Origin of the sequence: Sebaldella sp. S0638, from assembly GCF_024158605.1 — a bacterium.
GTDB lineage: Bacteria > Fusobacteriota > Fusobacteriia > Fusobacteriales > Leptotrichiaceae > Sebaldella.
Map to the genome: position 1 here is coordinate 70,445 of NZ_JAMZGM010000006.1, position 23,276 is coordinate 93,720.

17 protein-coding genes are annotated in these 23,276 nt (G+C 33.9%); 15 read left to right on the plus strand and 2 right to left on the minus strand.

Going from position 1 to position 23,276, the window contains the following annotated elements:
- Position 1 precedes the first annotated feature (1 nt).
- From lpxC to NK213_RS03465, 12 genes are all read left to right on the plus strand, one after another.
- The gene (gene lpxC / locus NK213_RS03410; RefSeq protein WP_253346690.1) at positions 2 to 838 is read left to right on the plus strand and encodes a UDP-3-O-acyl-N-acetylglucosamine deacetylase; all 837 of its coding nucleotides are present in this window, start codon (positions 2 to 4) and stop codon (positions 836 to 838) included.
- A gap of 23 nt (positions 839 to 861) precedes the next feature.
- Complete coding sequence (gene fabZ / locus NK213_RS03415) at positions 862 to 1,287, plus strand: 3-hydroxyacyl-ACP dehydratase FabZ (protein ID WP_253346691.1); 426 nt, start codon at positions 862 to 864, stop codon at positions 1,285 to 1,287.
- Between the two features lie 35 nt (positions 1,288 to 1,322).
- The gene (gene lpxA / locus NK213_RS03420) at positions 1,323 to 2,099 is read left to right on the plus strand and encodes an acyl-ACP--UDP-N-acetylglucosamine O-acyltransferase (protein WP_253346692.1); all 777 of its coding nucleotides are present in this window, start codon (positions 1,323 to 1,325) and stop codon (positions 2,097 to 2,099) included.
- A 29-nt stretch (positions 2,100 to 2,128) separates the two neighbouring features.
- Positions 2,129 to 2,905: an acyl-ACP--UDP-N-acetylglucosamine O-acyltransferase gene (lpxA, locus tag NK213_RS03425; protein WP_253346693.1), complete on the plus strand. Its 777-nt coding sequence runs from the start codon at positions 2,129 to 2,131 to the stop codon at positions 2,903 to 2,905.
- A complete protein-coding gene (locus tag NK213_RS03430) occupies positions 2,905 to 3,711 on the plus strand; it encodes an LpxI family protein (protein ID WP_253346694.1) in 807 nt (268 codons plus the stop codon). The genes lpxA (NK213_RS03425) and NK213_RS03430 overlap by 1 nt, the downstream gene beginning before the upstream one ends.
- Positions 3,704 to 4,780, plus strand: coding sequence for a lipid-A-disaccharide synthase (gene lpxB, locus NK213_RS03435; RefSeq protein ID WP_253346695.1), 1,077 nt, complete (start codon positions 3,704 to 3,706; stop codon positions 4,778 to 4,780). Before NK213_RS03430 ends, lpxB begins: the two co-directional genes overlap by 8 nt.
- A complete protein-coding gene (locus tag NK213_RS03440) occupies positions 4,781 to 6,517 on the plus strand; it encodes an ABC transporter ATP-binding protein (RefSeq protein ID WP_253346696.1) in 1,737 nt (578 codons plus the stop codon).
- Positions 6,518 to 6,535: 18 nt separating this feature from the next.
- Positions 6,536 to 7,942: an MATE family efflux transporter gene (locus NK213_RS03445; RefSeq protein ID WP_253346697.1), complete on the plus strand. Its 1,407-nt coding sequence runs from the start codon at positions 6,536 to 6,538 to the stop codon at positions 7,940 to 7,942.
- Between the two features lie 851 nt (positions 7,943 to 8,793).
- A complete protein-coding gene (locus NK213_RS03450; protein ID WP_253346698.1) occupies positions 8,794 to 9,747 on the plus strand; it encodes an OmpG family monomeric porin in 954 nt (317 codons plus the stop codon).
- A 123-nt stretch (positions 9,748 to 9,870) separates the two neighbouring features.
- Positions 9,871 to 10,218, plus strand: coding sequence for a sulfurtransferase-like selenium metabolism protein YedF (gene yedF, locus NK213_RS03455; RefSeq protein ID WP_253346700.1), 348 nt, complete (start codon positions 9,871 to 9,873; stop codon positions 10,216 to 10,218).
- Between the two features lie 84 nt (positions 10,219 to 10,302).
- Entirely contained in the window at positions 10,303 to 10,620 is a 318-nt protein-coding gene (locus NK213_RS03460) for a hypothetical protein (RefSeq protein WP_253346702.1), read from the plus strand.
- Positions 10,621 to 10,899: 279 nt separating this feature from the next.
- Positions 10,900 to 11,364, plus strand: a complete 465-nt coding sequence (locus NK213_RS03465) for a DUF4259 domain-containing protein (protein WP_253346704.1) — start codon at positions 10,900 to 10,902, stop codon at positions 11,362 to 11,364.
- Positions 11,365 to 11,505: 141 nt separating this feature from the next.
- Here the strand turns inward: NK213_RS03465 and NK213_RS03470 are convergent, their stop codons facing one another.
- Positions 11,506 to 13,605 carry a glutamine synthetase III gene (locus NK213_RS03470; protein ID WP_253346728.1) on the minus strand — a complete coding sequence of 700 codons (2,100 nt, stop codon included), beginning with the start codon at positions 13,603 to 13,605 and terminating at the stop codon, positions 11,506 to 11,508.
- Positions 13,606 to 13,641: 36 nt separating this feature from the next.
- Positions 13,642 to 13,803, minus strand: a complete 162-nt coding sequence (locus NK213_RS03475; protein ID WP_253346707.1) for a hypothetical protein — start codon at positions 13,801 to 13,803, stop codon at positions 13,642 to 13,644.
- 386 nt (positions 13,804 to 14,189) lie between these two features.
- Here NK213_RS03475 and gltB point away from each other — a divergent pair, with 386 nt between their 5' ends.
- The 3 genes from gltB (at position 14,190) to NK213_RS03490 (ending at position 23,236) form a co-directional block, all read left to right on the plus strand.
- Positions 14,190 to 18,641 carry a glutamate synthase large subunit gene (gene gltB, locus NK213_RS03480; RefSeq protein WP_253346709.1) on the plus strand — a complete coding sequence of 1,484 codons (4,452 nt, stop codon included), beginning with the start codon at positions 14,190 to 14,192 and terminating at the stop codon, positions 18,639 to 18,641.
- Positions 18,641 to 20,086: a glutamate synthase subunit beta gene (locus NK213_RS03485; RefSeq protein WP_253346711.1), complete on the plus strand. Its 1,446-nt coding sequence runs from the start codon at positions 18,641 to 18,643 to the stop codon at positions 20,084 to 20,086. Before gltB ends, NK213_RS03485 begins: the two co-directional genes overlap by 1 nt.
- A 936-nt stretch (positions 20,087 to 21,022) precedes the next feature.
- Positions 21,023 to 23,236: a hypothetical protein gene (locus tag NK213_RS03490; protein ID WP_253346713.1), complete on the plus strand. Its 2,214-nt coding sequence runs from the start codon at positions 21,023 to 21,025 to the stop codon at positions 23,234 to 23,236.
- Positions 23,237 to 23,276 lie beyond the last annotated feature (40 nt).

A 23,276-nucleotide genomic window follows, 5' to 3' on the forward strand; every position in this document is an offset into this window, starting at 1 on the left:
TATGAAAAGAAAAACTATAAAAGATGAAATTACTTACAATGGAATAGGCCTTCATAAAGGTGAGAAAATAGAAATAAAATTAAAACCGGTAACTGACTGCAGCGGAATTACGTTCAAAAGAGTAGATTTACCCGGAGATAACGAAATAAAAGTCTCGCCGGACAATCTTTTTGAACTGGAAAGAGGAACAAATATAAGAAATTCCAGCGGTGTCATGGTATACACAATAGAGCATATAATGTCAGTGTTTCACATAACCGGGATAACAGATCTTCTGGTGGAGATAACAGGTAATGAACTGCCTATTATGGACGGAAGTTCTCTGATGTTTATAGAAAAAATAAATGAAACAGGGCTTGTAGAACTGGAAAAAGATATAGAACCTGTAGTAATAACAGAACCTATTTATTTTTCCGAGGAAAAAGACGGTAAATACATAATTGCCCTGCCCTATGACGGATTTAAGGTATCATATACAATAGATTTCGGACATTCTTTTCTGAAAGCGCAGTATTATGAAATAGATCTGAATCAGGAAAATTATACAAAAGAAATAGCACCTGCGAGAACATTCTGTTTTGATTACGAAATAGAATATATGCAGAGTCATAATCTTGCTTTGGGCGGAAGCCTTGAAAATGCAATTGTCATAAAAAAAGACGGTGTGATAAATCCCGAGGGTCTCAGATTTGAAACTGAATTCGTGAGACATAAGATTCTGGATCTGATAGGAGATATATACATACTGAACAGACCTGTAAAAGGGCATTTGATCGCTGTAAAAGCAGGACATTTTATAAATTCAAAATTATCAGAAAAACTGAAAAGTTTAATATAAGAAATTTTTAGGAGGAGAAAAATATGGAATCAGTAATGAAAATAGAAGATATTATGAATATTTTACCACACAGATATCCTTTTTTGTTAGTAGACAGAGTAATTGAGAAAAATGGGACGGAAAGCCTTGTGGCTATAAAAAATGTCACGATAAACGAGGAATTTTTTAACGGACATTTTCCGGGTATGCCGGTAATGCCGGGAGTATTACAGGTAGAGGCAATGGCTCAGGCTGTAGGACTGCTTATGCTGGAGCCGGGGAAAATACCTTTGTTTATGTCAGTAGACAAATGTAAATTCAGAAAACAGGTGGTTCCTGGAGATCAAATCAGAATTGAAGTAGAAAAATTAAAAGTAAAAAGCAGAATTATTCAGGCAAAAGGAAGATGTATTGTTGACGGTGCAGTTGTCAGTGAAGCTGAATTAATGTTTGCAATACATGACAGATAATAATATTATAAAAGTATTACTGTTTGGAGGAAAATATGAGTATTCATATACATGAAACAGCTATTGTGTCAGATAAAGCCATAATAGCTGATGATGTAAAAATAGGTCCTTATTGTACTATAGGACCTCAGGTAAGTATAGGTACCGGAACTGTATTGGAATCACATGTAACCCTGGACGGAGATACAACAATCGGTGAACATAATTATATACATTCATTTGTTTCAATAGGAAAAATGCCGCAGGATATAGATTATTCAAATGAACATACCAAGATAACAATAGGGAATAATAATAAGATCAGAGAATTCGTAACTATACATAAAGGAACCGAAGATAAATTCGAGACAAAGATAGGAAACAGCTGTCTGATAATGGCTTATGTCCATATCGGGAATGACTGTACTGTGGAAAGCAACTGTATACTCGGAAATAATGTAACACTAACCGGACATGTATATGTAGAAGGTCATGCTATAATAAGTGCCCTGACTCCTGTTTATGAAAATGTACGTATAGGATGTCATGCTATGGTGGGCGGAGCCTCATATGTATTTCAGGATATTCTTCCTTTTACACTTGCAGAAGGAATAAAGGCTAAATCAGCTTTTATAAATATGGTAGGACTGAGACGGCGTGGTTTTAGCGAAGATGAAATAAAAAATCTGAAAGAGGCATATAAAATTATTTTTAAAAGAGGAAATAAGCTGGAGGAAGCAATAAAACAAATGCAGGAAAAATTTCCCGATGATAAAAATATAGAACATATGATACACTTTATTGGAGAAAGTAAAAGGGGAATAGCAAGATAAGGACAAATAAAAAATAGGATGGTAATTTTATGAATAAAAATATACATGAAACTGCAATTATTGCCGATGGGGCCAAAATTGCGGATGATGTAAAAATAGGGCCGTATTGTATAGTCGGACCACAGGTAACAATAGATTCCGGAACAGTGCTGGAGTCTCATGTTGTGGTAGAAGGTGAAACAATAATAGGTAAGGGGAATTATATTTTTTCATTTGTTTCCATAGGGAAAGTACCTCAGGATCTGAAATTTCACGGGGAAGAAACGAGAGTAGTTATAGGAAATAATAACAAAATCAGAGAATTCGTAACAATTCACAGAGGTACAGAGGATAGATTTGAAACAACAGTAGGAAATAACTGCCTGATAATGGCATATGTTCATATTGCACACGACTGTATGGTAGAAGATAATTGTATTCTTGCGAACGGGGCAACACTTGCAGGTCATGTATATGTGGAAGAGTACGCTGTAATAGGCGGACTGACACCTATACACCAGTTTGTAAGAGTAGGACGTCATGCTATGGTAGGAGGAGCTTCAGCTGTTAATCAGGATGTGGTTCCGTATACACTTGCAGAAGGAAATAAGGCAAGAGCAGCTTATATAAATATTACAGGTCTTAAAAGACGCGGCTTCACAGAGAGTGAGATAAAAAATCTGAGAGAAAGCTATAAAATAATATTCAAAAGAGGTCTTAAGGTGGAAGAAGCACTTATACAGCTGAAAGAAAAGTTTCCTGACGATAAAAATGTAGATCATATAATAGCTTTTATCAAAAAAAGTAAAAGAGGTATTACAAGATAATGAATAAAATTGCAATTATTACAGGAGCTGGAAAGCTCCCGACTTTATTTTTGGAAGAAGCTGTAGCCCGTGGATATGAAGTATACCCGGTTTATCTTTTTGACAATGTGGACAGTAAGATAAAAGAATATGGTAATTCTGTAAAATACAGCATTGCCCAGGTGGGAAAAATAATAAAGTATTTAAAATCAAAAGAAATAAGCAGACTGATTATGCTGGGAAAAGTAGAGAAAAATCTTATCTTTTCCAATTTGAAATTTGATTTGGTTGCAACCAAAATATTAATGAATACCAGAAATAAAAAAGATAAGAATATATTAATGGCAATAATAAATCATCTGGAAAAAGAGGGAATAGAGGTATTACCCCAGAATTTTCTTATGGATAAGTATATGGCAAAAGAAATGGATTATACTAAGAGAAAAGCCCTTCCTGATGATATGAAAACTATAGAAATAGGAATTGAAGCGGCGAAAATGCTCACAGCCATTGATGCAGGACAGACTGTGGTAGTGAAAAATGAATCTGTGGTAGCCCTTGAGGGAGTGGAAGGAACTGATAAAACCATAGAACGTGCAGGGGAATATGCAGGTAAAGACTGTGTAATAGTGAAAATGGCACGCCCAAATCAGGATTACAGAATCGACATTCCAACAATAGGCGTGGATACATTGAAAAAGGCTGTGGAAATAAAAGCAAAGGGAATAGTAATAGAATCAGAACACATGTTATTTATAGATCAGGAAGAAGTAATAAATTTTGCTGATAAAAATAAAATATTTATAAAAGGAATAAAGTATGAATAATAAATTTTTTGTTTCATGCGGTGAAATGTCCGGTGACTTACATTTATCATATATAATAAAGGCTGTAAAAAAAGCAGATCCAGATGCGGAGTTTTTCGGCATGGCCGGAGATAAATCAGCTTCTGAAGGTGCTGTACTGGTTCAGCATATTAAAGATAATGATATAATGGGTTTTGCAGAAGCAATAAAAAAATACAGTTATTTTAAGAAAAAAGCCGGAGAATATATAGAGTTTATAAAGGAAAATGATATAAAAAATGTTATCTTTGTGGACTACGGCGGTTTTAACCTGAGATTTTTTGAGATATTAAAAAAAGAGATGCCGGAGATAAGAACATTTTATTATATTCCGCCGAAAGTATGGGCATGGGGTGAAAAAAGAATAGAAAAACTAAAAAAAGTAGATGAAGTAATAGTGATTTTTCCGTGGGAAAAAGAATATTATGACAAAAAAAATATGAATGTAGCTTATTTTGGAAATCCGTTTATAGATAAGTATGAATTTTCAGATAATTATGGTGAAAAGATATTATTACTGCCGGGAAGCAGAAAACAGGAAATTGTAAAAATACTTCCAGTAATGCTGGAGCTGGTAAAAGGCAGAGAAAATGAGAAATTTATATTAAGACTTGCAGATAAGTCACATATGGCTTATGTACCTTTCAATGAAACTGATTTTCCAAATATGGAGATAAGTTTTTCAAAACTGGAAGATATCAGAAAAGACCTGAGAATGGCTGTGGCTACTTCGGGAACTGTAACTTTTGAAATGGCTCTTATGGGTCTTCCTGTAATAGTAGGTTATAAAACATCACCTTTGAATGTATTTATAGCAAAAAATATTTTAAAAATAAATTATATTTCACTTACTAACATAGGAGCAGGAAAAGAGGTACTTCCAGAGCTTATACAAAATGATTTTAATGTAAAAAATATAGAAAAGAAAATGAATTATATAGATAATTCTAAGAAAGACGTGATAGAATCTCTTCGGGAGAGCAGGGATTTAATGGGCGGAAAAGGAGTAACAGACAGAATATCTCAATTTATTTTGGAAAGGGCACTATAAATGAATGAATTAAAGAAACTATATTCACAGTTAAATAAATACATAAAAAGATACGGAATTCTTATGGGAATTAATTTCGTCATGACAATTCTCGCAGGAGCAACAGCGGCAGCACCTCTTGCACTGATAAACAGACTGTTTGATAAAGGAATTAACGGAGGCAGTGAAAAAGATATATTATATGCAGCATGTTCTATGATAGCTTTAGCAGTAATGAGCGGTTTTTTAATATATTTATCTACTATTTTTTCCGGACGTATATCTACCGGAATTTACAGAGATGTCATAAACGACATGTATATGAAAATACAGAGTCTGGATCTTAAATTTTTTACTGAAATAAAAGTAGGTGAATTAATGGTCAGATTCACCAATGATGCACAAAATATAAATACTATGGTGCTGAATCTGTTTAATTTACTTTCATATGTAGTACAGGCGGTAGTTTTATTCGGTATAGCAATGTACACAGACTGGAAACTGACTTTGTCTATTGTTATAGTTGCACCGATACTGATACAAATAGTAAAAAAATATGCTAAAAAATTAAAAAAAGCCGGAAAAGACAGACAGGAAGCCACAGGAGACCTGAACAGTACACTTCAGGAAACAATATCAGGAATTAAAGTCATAAAAGCTTTTGCTACAGAGGGATACGAAAAATCGAAGTTCAAAAGTCTTACTAACAAACTGAGATTACACAGTATGAACAGTATTAAATATGATGCAAAGTCAAACTCTATTACAGAAGGTCTGAATTATATTATAGTAGCACTGCTTCTAATGTTTGGCGGATACAGAGTAATAAGAGGTACCGGATTTACAACAGGACATTTTATTACAGTAATAGGAGCTATTTCTGCGATGTATACACCTGCCAAGAGATCAGTAGGTACGATTAATAATATTAATAATAATACAGCTGCTATAGAAAGAGTGTTCGACATAATGAAGCTGGAACCTGAGATCATAAATTGTGAAAATCCGGTGAAATTCGATACTTTCAAACAGGATATCGAATTATCAGAAGTTTATTTTTCGTATAATGATGACGATGAATATGTATTAAATAATATAAACCTTTATGTAAAAAAAGGAGAAACAGTAGCTCTTGTCGGGAATTCCGGCGGAGGAAAAACCACAATAGCCAACCTTATACCAAGATTTTATGATGTAAATAAAGGAAGTATAAAAATAGACGGTATAGATGTAAGAGACTATGAAATAAAATCACTTAGAAGAAATATAGGAATAGTTCCTCAGGAGACTTTTCTGTTCGGCGGGACAATTAAAGAAAATATACGTTACGGAAACAGACAGGCCACTGACGAAGAAATATTCAATGCTGCAAAAATGGCAAATGCACATGAGTTCATAAAGAACCTCGCTGATGGCTACGAAACTGAAATTGGTGAAAGAGGAGTGCTTTTATCAGGAGGACAGAAACAGAGAATTGCCATAGCAAGAGCAATTTTGGAAAATCCTCAGATTTTGATTCTGGATGAAGCGACAAGTGCTTTGGATAATGAATCGGAAAAGCTGGTTCAGGAAGCTTTGGAAAAGCTGATGCTGGAAAAAACTACATTTATAATAGCGCACAGATTATCCACTGTAATAAATAGTGATAAAATAGTGGTACTGCAAAAAGGGGAAATCAAAGAAATGGGAACACATCAGGAGTTAATTGCTAAAAATGGTATATATAAATCATTATATGAAAGAAATTTCGAAGACTAATATAGATAGGATAGCGATATGAAGAGAAAGCAAAATGATCTGGAAACAGAATCAATAGGAAAACTTTTGAGGAAATACACTATTCCTGCTTTAATTGGGAATATAGTAATAGTGATATACAATTTTGTTGATAGATGGTTTATAGGACAGTTTATAGGTGAGGAAGCTCTGGCTGCATCAGGTATAACTTTCTATCTGCTTATGGTTTTTATAGCTTTTAGTATGCTTATAGGAATCGGGGCAGGTACAATAATATCAATACGTCTCGGGCAGAAAAACGTGGAAGATTCTGAAAAGATACTGGGGAATTCTGTTACCTTATTTTTTATAGTGAGTATCATTCTTACAATAATTTTATGGTTTAATCTTGATTTTATACTTTTGAAATCAGGGGCAAACAATGAAACTCTTCCTTATGCAAGAGCATATATGAGAATCTTGATACCAATTTCACTGGCTAATTTTTATTCTTACGGGCTGAGCAATGTCATGAGGGCTGCCAATGCACCTAAAACTGCGATGTTCGCAATGATAATAGGTGGAGTGGTTAATCTTGTTCTTGATTATATATTTGTAGTTATTTTTCATATGGGAATAGAAGGAACTGCTTATGCAACACTTATTGGAAATATATTATCAGCAGTATATGTAATGTATTTTTTCCTCAGAGGGAAGCCGTTATTCAGGCTGAATATGTTCGGCCGTTCTATAGATGAAACATGTATCCTTAGATTAAGAAGAAAAAATCTTCCTCTTTCATATAAAATATCATATGATATTTTAAAAATAGGTATGTCGTCATTCTTACTGCAATCAGTTAATGCGGCTGTGGGAGTAATTATAAATAATGTAATAAGTGCTACCGGAGGAACTACAGGGGTGGCAATAATGACTATTATTAATACATATCTGACTCTTATAGTAATGTCGGTATATTCCATTGCTCAGGGAGCCCAGCCTATTATAGGATATAATTACGGTGCAAAGAGATTTGACAGGGTTAAAAAATCACTTAACATGTCTGTGATTTGGGGTCTGATAATGTCAACGGTATTTTTCGTGATAATAATGTTAATTCCTAGAGAACTGATATTATTATTTAATAAGGACAGTAATTCCAATGTTATACATGACGGAGTAAAAGCAATCAGAATTTATTTTATGTTGATTATTCCGGCTTCTGTGGGTACTATTGTACCAAATTATTTTCAGTCAATAGGTAATGCAAGAGAAGCAATAATCCTGAATATAATGAGACAGGTATTTATCTTTATGATAATTATGTTTATTTTCACTAGATTCTGGGGACTGGACGGAGTGTGGTATTCACAGCCGGTTACTGATGTTATATTTACGTTTATTATAGGAGTGCTGTTAGTGTTGGAGAACAAAAAACTAGGGAAAGAAATAGAAATGTATAAATAACAATAAATTATTAGGGAGAACTGATAAAATTTCAGTCTCTCTTTTTTATATAGGCTAGTTTCTCAAATTAACTTTATTATTCAGAGAAAAAATACTTCAATAAATAATTAATAATGATAATAGAAATGTTATATTTATAACTTATCAGGATAATTCTGGATTTAAATTAATTTATTGGAACATTGCTAATTTTAAATTTTTTATTTTAAAAATATAACAATAAAACTCATTGAATTTAAATTACATTACATGAAAAATAATTTGAAAAAGTAATTGTTAAGTTTTCTCATATTTATTTTTACTATTTATACAATTTATATTGAAGCACAAAAAAAAACAAGACTTTATAGATGTAAACAGGGAAAAATTGTACTAAAAGGAAAGAGAAAAAAATATATGATTAATAATAAAATTAATTTAATTTCTATATTTTTATATAAATTAATAGAATTTAAAATTTTCTCAAATTTAATAATTGAAAAACACAATAAAAATTATTTTATTGATTTATTACAGTTAAATCTTTTTAGGTCTTTAGCGGTATTTTTGAAATATTTTTTTATATCATATTTTTTTGAATAACAGCGTAATTCAGAATACAAAAGTTAAAAATTGTCGAATGACTCTATTTATATGCTGTTGAGTAAAAAAAAATGGAGATTTTATTTAAAAATAAAAAAAATATCAAAAAATTTCCTTTTTGTTTAATAAATAGGAGGTGCAAAAAACAAGGAGAAGAGCAAAAAACCGTGTTAAATATGTCAAAAAATTAATTGACATATTCAAAAGTATTGGTTATCATAAATATGTGTAGTGGGGTTTATGAAAATCTAACTAAAAAGGTGATGAATATGAAAAAAAAATTACTCTTAGTAGCTGTTTTTGCACTTTTAAGTCTTAATTTAAGTGCGAAAGAAACTGATAAGACAGAAGCAGTAACTGAGGCACGTAATAAGGTGACAAGCCCTTGGGATGGCTGGCACGGAACATTCGGTATTTTACAGGAAACAGAAAATGTAGAGGGGTCAGCTGATAAAGACGGCTTATATGAACCAAGTGTTTACTTTGACCTTAGAAAGGGAAAATGGTCCTTCGGAATGACGAATTATAATGAAAATCATGATTTCGAATATAAGGACTGGACACGTGGAAACTATCTTAACAGATTAGAGTTAAGAGGTCATTATCAGTTTACTGACAACGATCAATATGCAATCGGATTGGGAGCTGCTGTGAGAAATTATCAATGGGCTCACAAAGACGGAACTAGTCCTACGACTACTAATAACAGATGGCTGAATATCCAACCAGACTGGAGATACAATTTTACGCCTAATTTAAGCTATGAAGGATGGCTGGGTTTTTACTCAATGTTTAATGATGCGCAGGAAAATGGATATTCTGACAAAGAATTGGAAACAGAGTCAGGACTTAAATACAAGTTTAATGATTTCATATCTCTAAGATTGAATTACTATTTAGACAGAGGATGGAATCTGGGCGGACCTACTGCAAACTCATTTAATAACCAACAGATCAGAGGATATTTGCCAATGAATTTTGCTTTCTTTGGTGATAAGACAACTACAGTAACACCATATTTCAGACAGGGATTTATCAATAAGTCGTGGAATGCAGATGCAAATCAGGCAAATAATGAAATAGATACAAGACTGGGACTTAGAATAGACCAGAAACTTCCTGCAGGCTTTGCAGTATCACTGGAATATGCTTATGAAATGAGAAATCAGCAGGACAGTGCACCAGGACAAAAATCATTTAATAAATACATTACACAGGTGTAGGATTATCATATTCATTCTAATACCTTGTTTTACCCGTGTTTTATAATTAAAATATCAGGTAGGATATAAGTGTTTTAATAAAGGCACATTATTAAAAGATTCCAGAAAAGGAGGGTTTAGAGAGTGAAATTGAACTCAGACGAAGTTTTGATAATAGCTTCAAACAAAATGGGACATGGTGATGACAGACTCGGAGAAATTCTGATAAAAAGTTTTATTCATGTACTTACTGAAAATGAAACAATACCGAAGACTATAGTGTTTTACAATTCCGGTGTTCTGCTTACATCGGCTGATTCAGCTTGTCTGGATGATTTGAAGCTGATGGAGAAAAACGGGGCAGAGATTTTATTATGCGGAACATGTGTAGATTACTATAATATAGGTGATAAAGTTTTGGCAGGAAAAATAAGTAATATGAGAACAATTGTAGAAAAAATGGAAGAAGCAAAAAAAATAATAAAACCGTAAATAAATATTGAAACTGTTTCCGAGGGTTTAAAGCTCTGTAGGAGGCAGTTTTTTATATCTTATGAAGGACAGGAGGTCCGGAGTATGAAAAATGAAGATATAGAAAATTTACTAAGTATAACCTACAAAATAGTATGCGAAGAAAACAGAGATATAGAACAGTTTGAGAATAAAGTAAAGAAAATGAAGGAAATCTTGGATATAAAAAGTGATATGCTTTTTCAAATAGAAAAGTTAAATGAAAAAATGACTGATTCATTAATAATAAAAAAGAAAGAATACTTCATAAAAAATATTGATGACTTTATGGGAATTCCTGCTTTAAGCCCGAAAATGAGGGTGTTTCTTACGGAAAAAATTGCCTTGGACTATAATATACAAAGAGAAATTCATAAAAAATAATAAAATTTATGAGGTATGTTGTTACGAATTTGACAAAATAATTGTTAAGGTAAATGAAAGTCTGGAAAATGAAAAAAAAGAGTATTTTGATCATTTCTTAAAATTACAGACAGAAATCGAAAGAGCAAAGACAAATTTATTTTTTGATGCAATGCTGATATCAGGTTTTTACCTGAGAAAAATAGCAGACTTTAGAGCAAATAATAAATTTTGAAATACGGGAAATAATATTATATAATATAAAAATATTGAAATTTTTACAAGTGAAAGGAGATAATCATGGGAGCATGGGGAGTAAGAGCATTGGACAGTGATGAAGGTCTGGATGTTTTGGATGAATTTACTGATTACAGCATAGAAAATGACAAAATAAAAATAGGGGATCTGATTGAGTATTTTATAGAAGCAGAACTCCTTCCGGAAAATCCTGATGAAAAAGATTTTCTTTATGACCAGACAGTAATGGTTTTGGCAGAACTTCTGGAAGAGTATAATGAAAAAGGAAAAATAATACTTGAGTATGAGGATGATGATGAGGAAGAAGTGGAAGCAGAAATAGCTGATGTATCATTTGATGAGAGTGATATAAATTATCTGACAGAACAGATTACAGATATATTAGAGCCAAAAGGGGAAATACATGAAACATACGAGCTTTGGGAAGATAGTGAGAGTTTTCAGGAATGGAAAGAGCATGTTTTATCTTTGTTGGAAACCTTAAAGAGTATAAAAGAAAATTTATAAAAAATTAAAATAAAAATTTGATAGATTAGAATATCAGAAAATATATTAGTGAAATTTATATTATAAAAAATGAGCCTATGGCTCATTTTTGTCTGTTGTATATAGAGTGATAAAGATTTTGATTTATATTATTAAACATTATTACAGAAAAAATAAAAGATCTTTATAAGTAGGCATTGGCCAGATATCTCTGTCTATTATTTTTTCCAGTGAATCACACGGCTCTCTCAGATCATTCAGTCCTTTTAGGAATCCGTCATGGGCAAATGTAAGCTGTTCAGAAACAGAATCAATTTTATGAAGGTCTGTAAGCTTATTTTCAAGACATGTTATTCCTGTTTTTATAACAGTAATATTTTCAAGCACTGTCTTTAGAAGACTTTCCTGTACTGTAGTCATTCCTGTGTAAATTTTAGATGTTTTGTCTATGTTATCAGCAAGAAGGGTAGCATACTTTATGGCTGCAGGTATGATATCCTTATTTGCAATTTCTATAAGAGTTTTTGATTCTATTGATAACTGTGTGACATATCTTTCGGCATATGCATTATAACGTGCCTCAAGTTCTGTTCTGCTTAGTATTTTCATTTCTTCGCATATTTTAGTAATATCTTCGTCAAGGAAAGTGGCAAGTGAATCACTTGCAGAGAGAATATTGCTCAGTCCTCTTTTTTCAGCTTCTTTGTGCCATTCCTCACTGTAGCCGTCTCCGTTGAATATAATTCTGTTATGTTTCTTATAAGCATCTGTGATAGTAGAGATAACAGTTTTTTCTATATCGTCTGAGCTTTCCAGCTTATCTGCATATTCAGACAGTATTTTTGATACTATTATATTTATCGAAGCAGCTGTGGTAGCAGGTGTAGAACTGGAACCGGGCATTCTGAATTCAAATTTATTTCCTGTGAATGCAAACGGTGATGTTCTGTTTCTGTCACCCGAATCAAGCGGAAGCTTCGGAAGGCTTTCTATTCCCATTTCCAGATTTTGTATGGCTTCACGAAGGCTGTCTTTATTCAATGCTACGAATTCCAATGCACTTGTAAGCGGGTCACCAAGGAATATCGAAATAATAGCCGGCGGTGCTTCATGTCCTCCAAGTCTGTGATCATTGGTAGCACTTGCTGTAGTAACTCTCAGCAGAGGATAATATCTGTCAACAGCTTCTATAACAGCTGATAAAAATAATAAAAACTGAAGATTTCTTTCGGGATTATCTCCCGGTTCAAGAAGGTTTTCGCCGTCATCTGTGGCAAGTGACCAGTTATTATGCTTTCCTGAGCCATTTACACCGGCAAACGGCTTTTCATGGAGGAGAGCAACTAAATCATGTCTTAAAGCGACTTTTTCAATAGTTTCCATAATAACCTGATTCTGGTCAGAAGCCTGATTGGCCAGACTGAATAAAGAGGCTATCTCAAACTGGTTAGGCGCTACTTCATTATGTCTTGTCTTTGAAGAAATACCGACTTTCCAAAGGTCTGCATCAAGGTCGCACATAAAGTTTATTACTTTTTCTTTGATTTTACCGAAGTAATGATCGCTCAGTTCCTGTCCTTTCGGGGCAGAAGCACCAAAAAGCGTTCTTCCTGTAAGGAGGAGATCTTCTCTTTTTTCAAAAAACTCTCTTTTAATTAAAAAGTATTCCTGCTCAACACCTAATGTACATACAACGTTTTTGGCAGTGGTGTTCCCAAGTGCTCTTAAGATTCTTAATGCATGTTTATTAACAGCTGACATGGATCTGAGTAACGGAACTTTTTTATCAAGAGCCTCGCCGTTATATGATATAAATGCAGTGGGTATATATAAAGTGGCACCGTTTTTATTTTCTTTGATGAAAGGCGGTGAACTGGTATCCCATACTGTATATCCTCTGGCTTCAAAGGTACTTCTCAGTCCTCCGTTAGGAAATGAAGATGCGTCAGGTTCGCCTTTTATGAGGTTTTTTCCTGAAAATCTGTAGATGATCTCTTCATCACTTGACGGATCAAGGAAAGAGTCGTGTTTTTCCGCAGTAAGCTCTGTAAGAGGCTGAAACCAGTGGCTGTAATGTGTTGCTCCTCTTTTTATCGCCCAGTCTTTCAGAGCATTGGCAATAACTTCGGCAGATTCAAGGGAAAGTTCTACTTCACCGGTCTGCGAAAGCTTAAATTCTTTAAAAACATCTTTTGGAACTCTTTTTTTCAGGTTTTTGTCAGTAAAAGCATTTTCCCCGAAGAGCTTCATTTTGTTTTCCATAGTTTCCATAAATGATTCCTCCAAATAATTTAAATTTCAGAGATTAGTAACTAAGATATTTTTGTTCGTATAATTACTTATAAGGTTTGTTATTATCTTTCGGGTTGTTACAACCCAGAGAACACCCGCTGATAATTTCGATAATTCTCTTTCCTCGTCAACTAAAATATCTGGTAATTTTAGTCCTAGCGCTTTCATTTTTTTAATCCCTAAATGATTATATTATATTTATGCCTTTCAAGTCAAGCATAAATTTTTTAAATGATTGAAAAGACTTGACATTAAAAAAAAAGTACTATAAATACTGATAAAAGTGACAAAAATTAAAAAAAATTTCTTTTTTCTGCTTCATAAAGAGAATAAATTTTTTATTTTCTGAAAAATATAGTAGAATATAAGAACAAATAAATTTCGAGTACCCTGACTATAGAAAATTACGGCTGGTCTGATTAAATAAAATTTATAATAATAAAGTATAAGGTTAATTAGTCAGATATAGATATAAATGTTATTATATACAAACAGCATATAGAATATGAAAAGTTTAGTCAAAGTACAAGTGACAGAATTGGAGGTGCTATGATTTGGAAAATAAAGGCTTTATGGAAAAATCATTGTTTGAGAGAGAATTTGAAAAAGATAACTGCGGGATGGGATTTATAGCTAATATAGATGGGGTAAAAACTAATAGGACTATAAAAGACGGAATAAAAATATTAATGGGATTAGAGCACAGGGGAGCTTCGGGATATGATTCCGAAACAGGAGACGGAGCAGGTCTGCTTTTTGAGATACCTGATGCATTTTTCAGAAGTGTATGCGATAATCTTCCGGAAGAAGGAGAATACGGAACAGGAAATGTATTTCTCCCGGTAAATCCTGATTATGCGGCAAAGATAAAAGAGACAGCAGAAAAAATAACAGAAGAAACAGGAGAAAGTGTGCTTTTCTGGAGAAAAGTTCCTGTAAACAAAGACGCGGTGGGAGTAGAAGCACAAAGAACTCTTCCTGAAATAGAACAGTTTTTTATAAAAAGAACAGGTTCATCAAAAGAGGATTTTGAAAAAAAATTATATATAATAAGAAAGAAAATTGAAAATAAGGTAAAAACTCTTGGAATAGACACTGGAGGATTTTATATTACAAAATTATCATCAAAGACTATTATATATAAAGGATTGATAAAACCTGACCAGATAGAGAAATTTTATCTGGATCTTCAGTCGGATAAGATGAAAAGTCAGTTTTGTCTGGTACATCAGAGATTCAGTACAAATACGTTTCCTAAATGGGAACTGGCACATCCTTTTCGTTTTTTGGCACATAACGGAGAGATAAATACAGTAAAGGGAAATGTAAACTGGATGGTATCAAGAGAACCGGCTTTGAGTTCGGAAGCTTATCCTGAAATAAAAGATCTTTTTCCTGTAAATGACCATTTATCAAGTGATTCCGCTAATTTGGATGCAGCACTGGAATTTTTACTTTTTTCCGGAAAAACGCTTGTAGAAGCTGTTTCAATACTGGTTCCCGCAGCATGGGAAAAAGATAATGAAATACCAGAAAAACTTAAAAATTTTTATGACTATTATTCAAGCCTTATGGAGCCGTGGGACGGTCCGGCGGCACTTGCAATGACAGACGGAAGATATATACTGGCAAAACTGGACAGAAATGGATTAAGACCGCTTAGATATCTTATAACAAATGATAATTATATAATAGCAGGTTCCGAAGTGGGGACTCTTCCCACAGAATTTTCAAATATAAAAGAGAGCGGGAGAGTACGTCCGGGTGAAATCCTTCTGGTAGATATGGCAGAAGGAAAGGTTCTGGATAAAGAGGAAACTCTGGAAAAAATTCTGAATAATACTGATTATACAGAATTACTTCAAAATAAAAAGAATGTGAAAAAAGAGCTGGAAAAATTTGAGTATACAGAGGAAAGCAAAGAAATTTCTTTGATTGAAGAACAGCTGAGAATTTTTGGCTATACACGTGAAGATCTGAGCATAATAATATCAGAGATGGCTTCAAGCGGTAACGAGCCTTTGGGATCAATGGGCAATGATGCTGCACTTGCGGTATTTTCAGAAAAACCGAGACTTTTATTTAATTATTTTAAACAGTTATTCGCACAGGTAACTAATCCGCCGATAGATTCCATCAGGGAAAAGTTCGTAATGTCACTTAGAAGTGAACTGGGAACTAAGGGTAATCTGCTTTTTAATACAGAGGAAAACAGCAGGACAATGGCATTTGAATCACCTGTCATTGATAATAAAACTCTGGATTTTATAAAAAATGAATGTATTGATACATTAGTAATAAAAGATATAATATTTGATAAAGAAAGTGAAACACTGGAAGGCAAACTGGACGAGATATTTATATCAGCAGAAAAAGATATAGATAACGGAAAAAAAGTGATTATTCTTTCTGATAAAAAAGCCGGAAAAGACAATATACCAATACCTTCTCTTATGGCAACGGCTGGTTTGCATCATTATCTGATAGAAAAAAAGAAGAGAAGCGGAATAGACATTATTATAGAAACAGGTGAAGCAAGAGAAATAATGCATTTTGCACTTCTTGTGGGATACGGGGCTTTATTGATAAATCCTTATCTTGCATTTGATTCAATAGATTACATGCTTGCTAAAAAACTGTATTTGCAGTCTGATAAGCAGGAATATGTAAAAAATATGATAAAGGCACTGGAAAAAGCTCTGTTAAAAACAATGGCAAAAATGGGTATTTCATCGGTGCAGAGTTACAGAGGAGCTCAGATATTCGAAGCACTGGGACTTTCGCAAAAGCTTATAGATAAATATTTCAAAGGAACAGTTTCCAGAATAGAAGGACTGGACATAGAAGCACTGGAAAAAGAAACAAGACTTCGCCATACAGAAGCTTTGAATGCTATAAAAAAACATACAGAGGTACTGGAAAATGACGGAGAATATCAATGGAGAAAAGACGGGGTAAAGCACATTCTTACTCCTGAAGCAATAGCTAAAATACAAGAGGCTACAAGCAGAAATGATTATAAAGCATATAAGGAGTTTTCCGGAATTATAAATGATCAGAGTAAAAAACTTCTTACAATAAGAGGTCTGTTCAAACTGAAAAAACAGACTCCGATATCTTTGGATGAAGTGGAGCCTGTGGAAGCTATAATGAAAAGATTCGTAACTGGAGCTATGTCTTATGGTTCCATATCAAAAGAAGCTCATGAAGCACTGGCAATGGCACTTAATGAAATAGGCGGAAGATCGAATTCCGGCGAGGGCGGAGAGCTTTCTGAAAGATTTAAAGACAACAGAAGAAGTGCTACAAAGCAGATTGCTTCTGGAAGATTCGGAGTGACTACATCATATCTGATAAATGCAGATGAACTTCAGATAAAAATGGCACAGGGTGCAAAGCCCGGAGAAGGCGGTCAGCTGCCGGGACATAAAGTAGATAAAGAAATAGGGAAAACAAGACATACAACGCCGGGAATAGGTCTAATATCACCGCCGCCGCATCATGATATATACTCAATAGAAGATTTGGCACAGCTGATATTTGATTTGAAAAATGTAAATCCCAAAGCAAGAATAAGTGTAAAATTGGTGTCTGAAGCAGGTGTAGGCGTAGTAGCTTCGGGAGTAGCAAAGGCTCATTCGGAAATGATACTGATTTCCGGGCATGACGGAGGAACAGGAGCGTCGCCGCTGTCGTCAATAAAACACGCAGGACTTCCGTGGGAACTTGGTCTTGCTGAGGCAAATCAGGTATTAAAAGAACATAAGCTTAGAAACAGAGTGGTTCTTCAGGTGGACGGAAAGCTGAAAACAGGAAGAGATGTCATATTCGGTGCTTTATTGGGAGCTGAAGAATTTGGTTTTGCGACAATGCCTCTTGTGGTGCTGGGCTGTATTATGATGAGGAAGTGTCACACGAATATGTGTCCTGTGGGAATTGCCACACAATCAGAAGAGCTTCGTGCAAAATTTGTAGGAAAATATAAAAATGTAATAACATATTTCAGATTTTTATCAGAGGAAATCAGGGAAATAATGGCTGAACTTGGAGTAAGAAAGCTGGAAGAACTAATAGGAAGAACAGATTTTCTTGAGGCAGATTATGAGAATGAAAACTGGAAATCAAGAAAAGTAGAGCTTTCAAAGATATTATATAAAAATGCTGATGACCATTCACCTAATATCTGTACAGAAAAGCAGGATTTTGGAATGGACAAAATAAAAGATCTGAAACTGATATCAGAAGCGGAAAAATCAATAGAAGCCGGAGAAAAAACAGAAATTCACGATACAATTACAAATGCAGACAGAAGTCTCGGAGCAATGCTCAGCGGAATAATAGCCAAAAAGTATGGTGAAGAAGGGCTTCCGGAAGATACAATAAAAATTAATCTGAAAGGTTATGCGGGACAGAGTTTCGGAGTATTCGGAATGAGCGGTATCACTATCGATCTGGAAGGCGAGTCTAATGACTATATAGGAAAAGGACTTTTCGGCGCAAAATTAATAGTAAGAAAGCCTAAAGATGCTGCTTATGACAGCACTAATAATATAATCGGAGGAAATGCAGTATTATACGGTGCAATAAAAGGAGAACTGTACCTTAACGGTGTGGCAGGCGAGAGATTCTGTGTAAGAAACTCGGGTGCTGTATCTGTAACAGAAGGTGTCGGGGATCACGGCTGTGAATATATGACAGGAGGAAGAGCAGTAATACTCGGAAGAGTAGGAAAGAATTTCGGAGCCGGAATGAGCGGCGGGATCGCGTATGTTTATGATGTACAGAATAAACTGGAAAAAAGACTGAATAAAGAAATGGTAGAAATATATAAGCCGGAGCCTGTATATGAAGCAGAAATAAAAAAATATGTGGAAAATCATTTTAAATATACACAAAGTGAAATTGCAAGAGAAATTTTATCAGACTGGGATAATTTGAAAAATAATTTTAAAGTGGTTGTATCACCAAAGTATAATGAATTGTTCCTGAAAGAGGTGATAAGCTAATGGGTAAAAGCGGCGGATTTTTGGAAACAAAAAGAGAAGAGAAAAAATTAAGGGATTTAGGTGAAAGAACACAGGATTTTAGAGATATAAATATACATATGAAGGATGAGTATGTAAAATCACAGGCAGCGAGATGTATGGACTGTGGAATACCCTTCTGTCATATGGCGTGTCCTGTGGATAATATATGTCCTGAATGGCAGGATCTGGTTTATACTAATGAATGGGAAAGAGCATTGGAAGTCCTGCATTCTACAAATAATTTTCCTGAATTTACAGGAAGTGTGTGTCCTGCTCCTTGTGAGGGAAGCTGTACACTTGGAATTAATGATGATCCTGTAACAATAAAAAATATAGAACTTGCTATAGTAGAAAAAGGTTTTGAAAACGGGTGGATAAAGCCTAAAAAAGCAGACTTTGCAACCGGGAAGAAAACGGCAGTAATAGGAAGCGGACCCGCAGGACTTTCTGCGGCACAGAATCTCGTGCGTATGGGACATGAAGTAACTGTTTTCGAAAAAGATGAGTGCGGCGGAGGACTTTTGAGATTCGGGATACCGGATTTTAAGCTTGAAAAATGGATTGTGGAAAGAAGAATAAAACAGCTGGAAGATGAAGGTGTTGTGTTCAGATATAATGTAGAAGCAGGAAAAGATATAAGTATAGAAGAACTAAACAGTAAATTTGATGCGGTAGTTCTGGCATGCGGTTCGAAAAATCCGAGAGATCTCGGGATAAAAGGACGGGATTTAAAAGGAATATATTATGCTATGGATTTTCTTACACAGCAGAACAGAAAAAATCAGGGAATAAATATAGAAAAAGAAATAATCAATGCTGCTGGGAAAAAAGTACTGGTAATCGGAGGCGGAGATACAGGAGCAGACTGTGTGGGGACTTCTGTAAGACAAGGGGCCGAAAAGATAACACAGATAGAAATAATGGATAAGCCGCCCGTGAGCAGGGATGAGACTAATCCATGGCCGCAGTATCCTCTTGTATTAAAGATTTCTACTTCTCATAAAGATGCAGAATATAAATACGGTAATGATCCGAGAGAGTGGAATATATTGACCAAGGAATTTATAGATGACGGGAATGGCAACGTAATAGGGCTGAAAGCAGCAAAGGCCGAAAGTTTTACTGATGAAAACGGAAGACTTGGCTTTAGAGAGATAGAGGGCAGTGAATTTATCATAGAAGCGGATATAGTTTTTTTGGCAATCGGGTTTACACATCCTGTACATGAGGGGCTGATAAAGAATCTCGGATTACAGCTGGATCAGCGTGGAAATGTACAAGCTTTTGATACAGACTTCAAAACGAATATAGATAAATATTTTGCAGCGGGTGATGTGAGACGCGGGCAGTCATTAGTAGTATGGGCTATAAAAGAAGGACGGGAAGCAGCTAAGGCAGTAGACAAATATTTATTGGAAATTTAAGTTTCAGAATAAAAAGATACAGTGGTAAATTAATTGAGACAGATTTTTCTACAGGGTAAGATTTTACTTAGTATAAAAAGATTTGTAGAATCTAGTTTTGTTTTCAGGAAACTGAAAGTAAGGATTTGGATAAAAAAAGACAGCATCTGAGTATGTGGTGATCAAAATCTTGGCTAGAAATATAAACGGACGGACTTTGTCTGAAAATTGAAACATTAAAATACATAATAAGACTTGGAACTTAGAATCCAGGTCTTATTTTTTTATAGAGAGATAATCTTGAATATTATGCAATATTCCAAATATAAAGAATAAAGGAACTAAAACAATAATGTTTTCGGGGTAGAATGACTATGTTCAAATAATAAAAATATTTATCTTGGAGAATATAATGCGGAGAAAAGATAATATATTAAAATAGATACTTATAATCGTATTTTATCTTTATAAATCATCACTTCTTATTACAATTAAATGATTCTGGAAATTCTAAATTTTCTGTAAAAAATTTATTCATAAAATTATCGGGCATTTTTTCAAATAGTAAGCAAACTTAGTATAGAAGTATTTTTTAGAATATGTATTCTAATTTATTTTTAATTTTTCTATAAATTTTAATTTGTTTTCAAGTAGAATAACCAGCTGAAAATTCAGAATAAAAATTATTTGAAATATAAATAAGAAACATAAATAAAGAAAAAAATTAAAAATAAATCTATTTTGTACTGAAAATAAAAAAGGGATAATTATTTATCTTTTTATATAATAGTTTTTTCCTGATATTTAGTATAATAAAATGAAAATTTATATATAAAATTAACATATTAATTAATTGTTAAGGGTATTGATATTAACGAAAAATAGGAATACAATAAATTATAAGACAAATTTTCTGAGGTTAATTTGTAATTGCAAATAAAGAAGGAGTAAAAAGAGATGTTTAAAAATAAAAAGTTGTTAATGTTTTTAGCATTAAATTCATTAGTTGGTGCCACAGCAGCAGCAGGGAGCAGTAATGAATTTAATAAATATGAAAACATGTACAAAAGAATGACGAAAAATCTTGATAAGAATACATCGAATAATAAGAATTACAAAGTACTGGAAAAAGTATTAAACCAAAGAAATAAAGAACTAAAAGATTTGTATTTACAAAGTGACTATATTGTAAAGCCCGAATATCTGGAATGGCAGATATTTTTTTCAGGTTTCTATAATGTAAAGGACAGAAAAGGAGAAAAGGATGTAAATAAACTACCGACTCCTTCTACTTCCGGCACAATAGACGTAAGTATAAGCATGCCGAATGTGGTAATAAATAATAGTGATATAAATATAAGCGGCGTATCTGTGGGATCACCTGAGGTAAATGTAAATAAAAAAATGGCGTCTGTCCCTGAGGTAAGCTATAGTAATAATGTAACAGTACCTGAGTTTGTTATACCGGAATTTCCGGATGTGACGATTGCTCAGCCTACAGCTTTATACACTCCTGGAGCTTTGAGCAGTAGTTTTGGGCTGAAGGATGACACTTTTTATAGACAAGGTCTGAGAATTCAAAATTATAATCTGGAAAGCGGTACTTTCACATTTAATACAAGTAAGGCATCCACAACAGTTTCCAATACTACCGGTAGTTTCAGTAATGCTGTAGGAACTATAGATCCTACAGGAATAGCTAATGCATCATTAAATCAGCCGGCTGTGTTACCAACATCAGATTCCGGTTCTATAGCAAGTTTTGGATCACCGATAATAGTTTCTACATCATCACCTAATATAAGAATAGGAAAAGATGTAACTATAAATCTGACTTCTTCAGTTTACATGGAGCAGTACAGTACATTGATGTTACAGCAGGCATTAAGTCCAAACCGTGCAGCACTAAATGCTGATACTGACTATGCTTATGGCGGCTCAATGGCATATCCGGATTCTGCGGCAAATGTGCCGTTTTCTATATTTAGAAACAGCGGGACTATTCATATGTTCGGAAATTATGCTATAGCAGGAGCATTAGATACTAAAGATAATCAAAACGGAAACCGGACTGATTATTTACTTGTAAATGATGGTACGATCATAGGAGAGTATACAGATTCAAGCAGTAAAAATCAAATTGGTCTTGCATTTCAGGGTTTGGCAGCTCCGGGAACTAAAGGTGAAAGATATATTATTGGAAATGATGGAAAAATGGAGTTTAGAGCTCCGAATTCAATGGCATTTTATATGTCCGGTGTAGTTTTAGGAAAATATCAGACAGCATATAACAGAGGCAGTATTGATATGTATGGTTCGGGCAGCTATGGACTAAGATTGAAAAATGCAGGTTTGAATAATTATGGTATTGACAATTCAAATCAAAAAATTCTGCTTGAAAGTCCTGCAAATATGCATGGCGATAAAAGTATAGGGGTATATTACACTGGTCGTGGGATAAAAGCTGAGGATTCAATATTTAAAGTAACTGTTGGAATGGAAAAAAACAGTTATGGAGGAAATATAAGCGGTAATGATCCGAATTATGTAGAAAATTCAGTCGGTATGTACATATTTCCATATCGTCTGAGTACAACATCAAGGAGTATTTTTAGGGATTATGATGTAAAATTTGGTGATTATGCTAAAAACAGCGTTATGTTTCTAAATGATGGATCAGAAAACGGATATTATATGCCGGATAAAAAATTTACTAACCCGGCATTAGTGGAAGTTTATATGGATAATTCTATAGTTAAATCAATTGATGTGGATACAGGATCAAACAATGTAGTCTTCTATAATGCAGGTGTAATAATTAACTCTTCTTATGTAGATGTTCCTATTTTATATATAAAACCAGATATAAATATCGGTACGGCAAGTAAGTCGGTAGATGGTACATTAGCTTTATATAATATAGCCGGTATAGCCCATCTGGGTGGAAATATAGAAACATACGGAGAGTATTCACATGGAATATATAATGGTGTAGCTGTAAGAACAGTCAGCGGTATTCAAAAAGCAGGATCAACACTTGATAATACAATAGACGGGGAGTCGAAATCACTGTCAATAATCACTCATGGTGCTAATTCAGCTGTTTTGTATAATAAAGAATCTCAGGTTGATTTTGGTGTTAGTATGAAAAAGTGGACACAAAAATCTTGATTGTGTAAACTAATTGAGAGAAGGCAGGTGTCCGAAATGA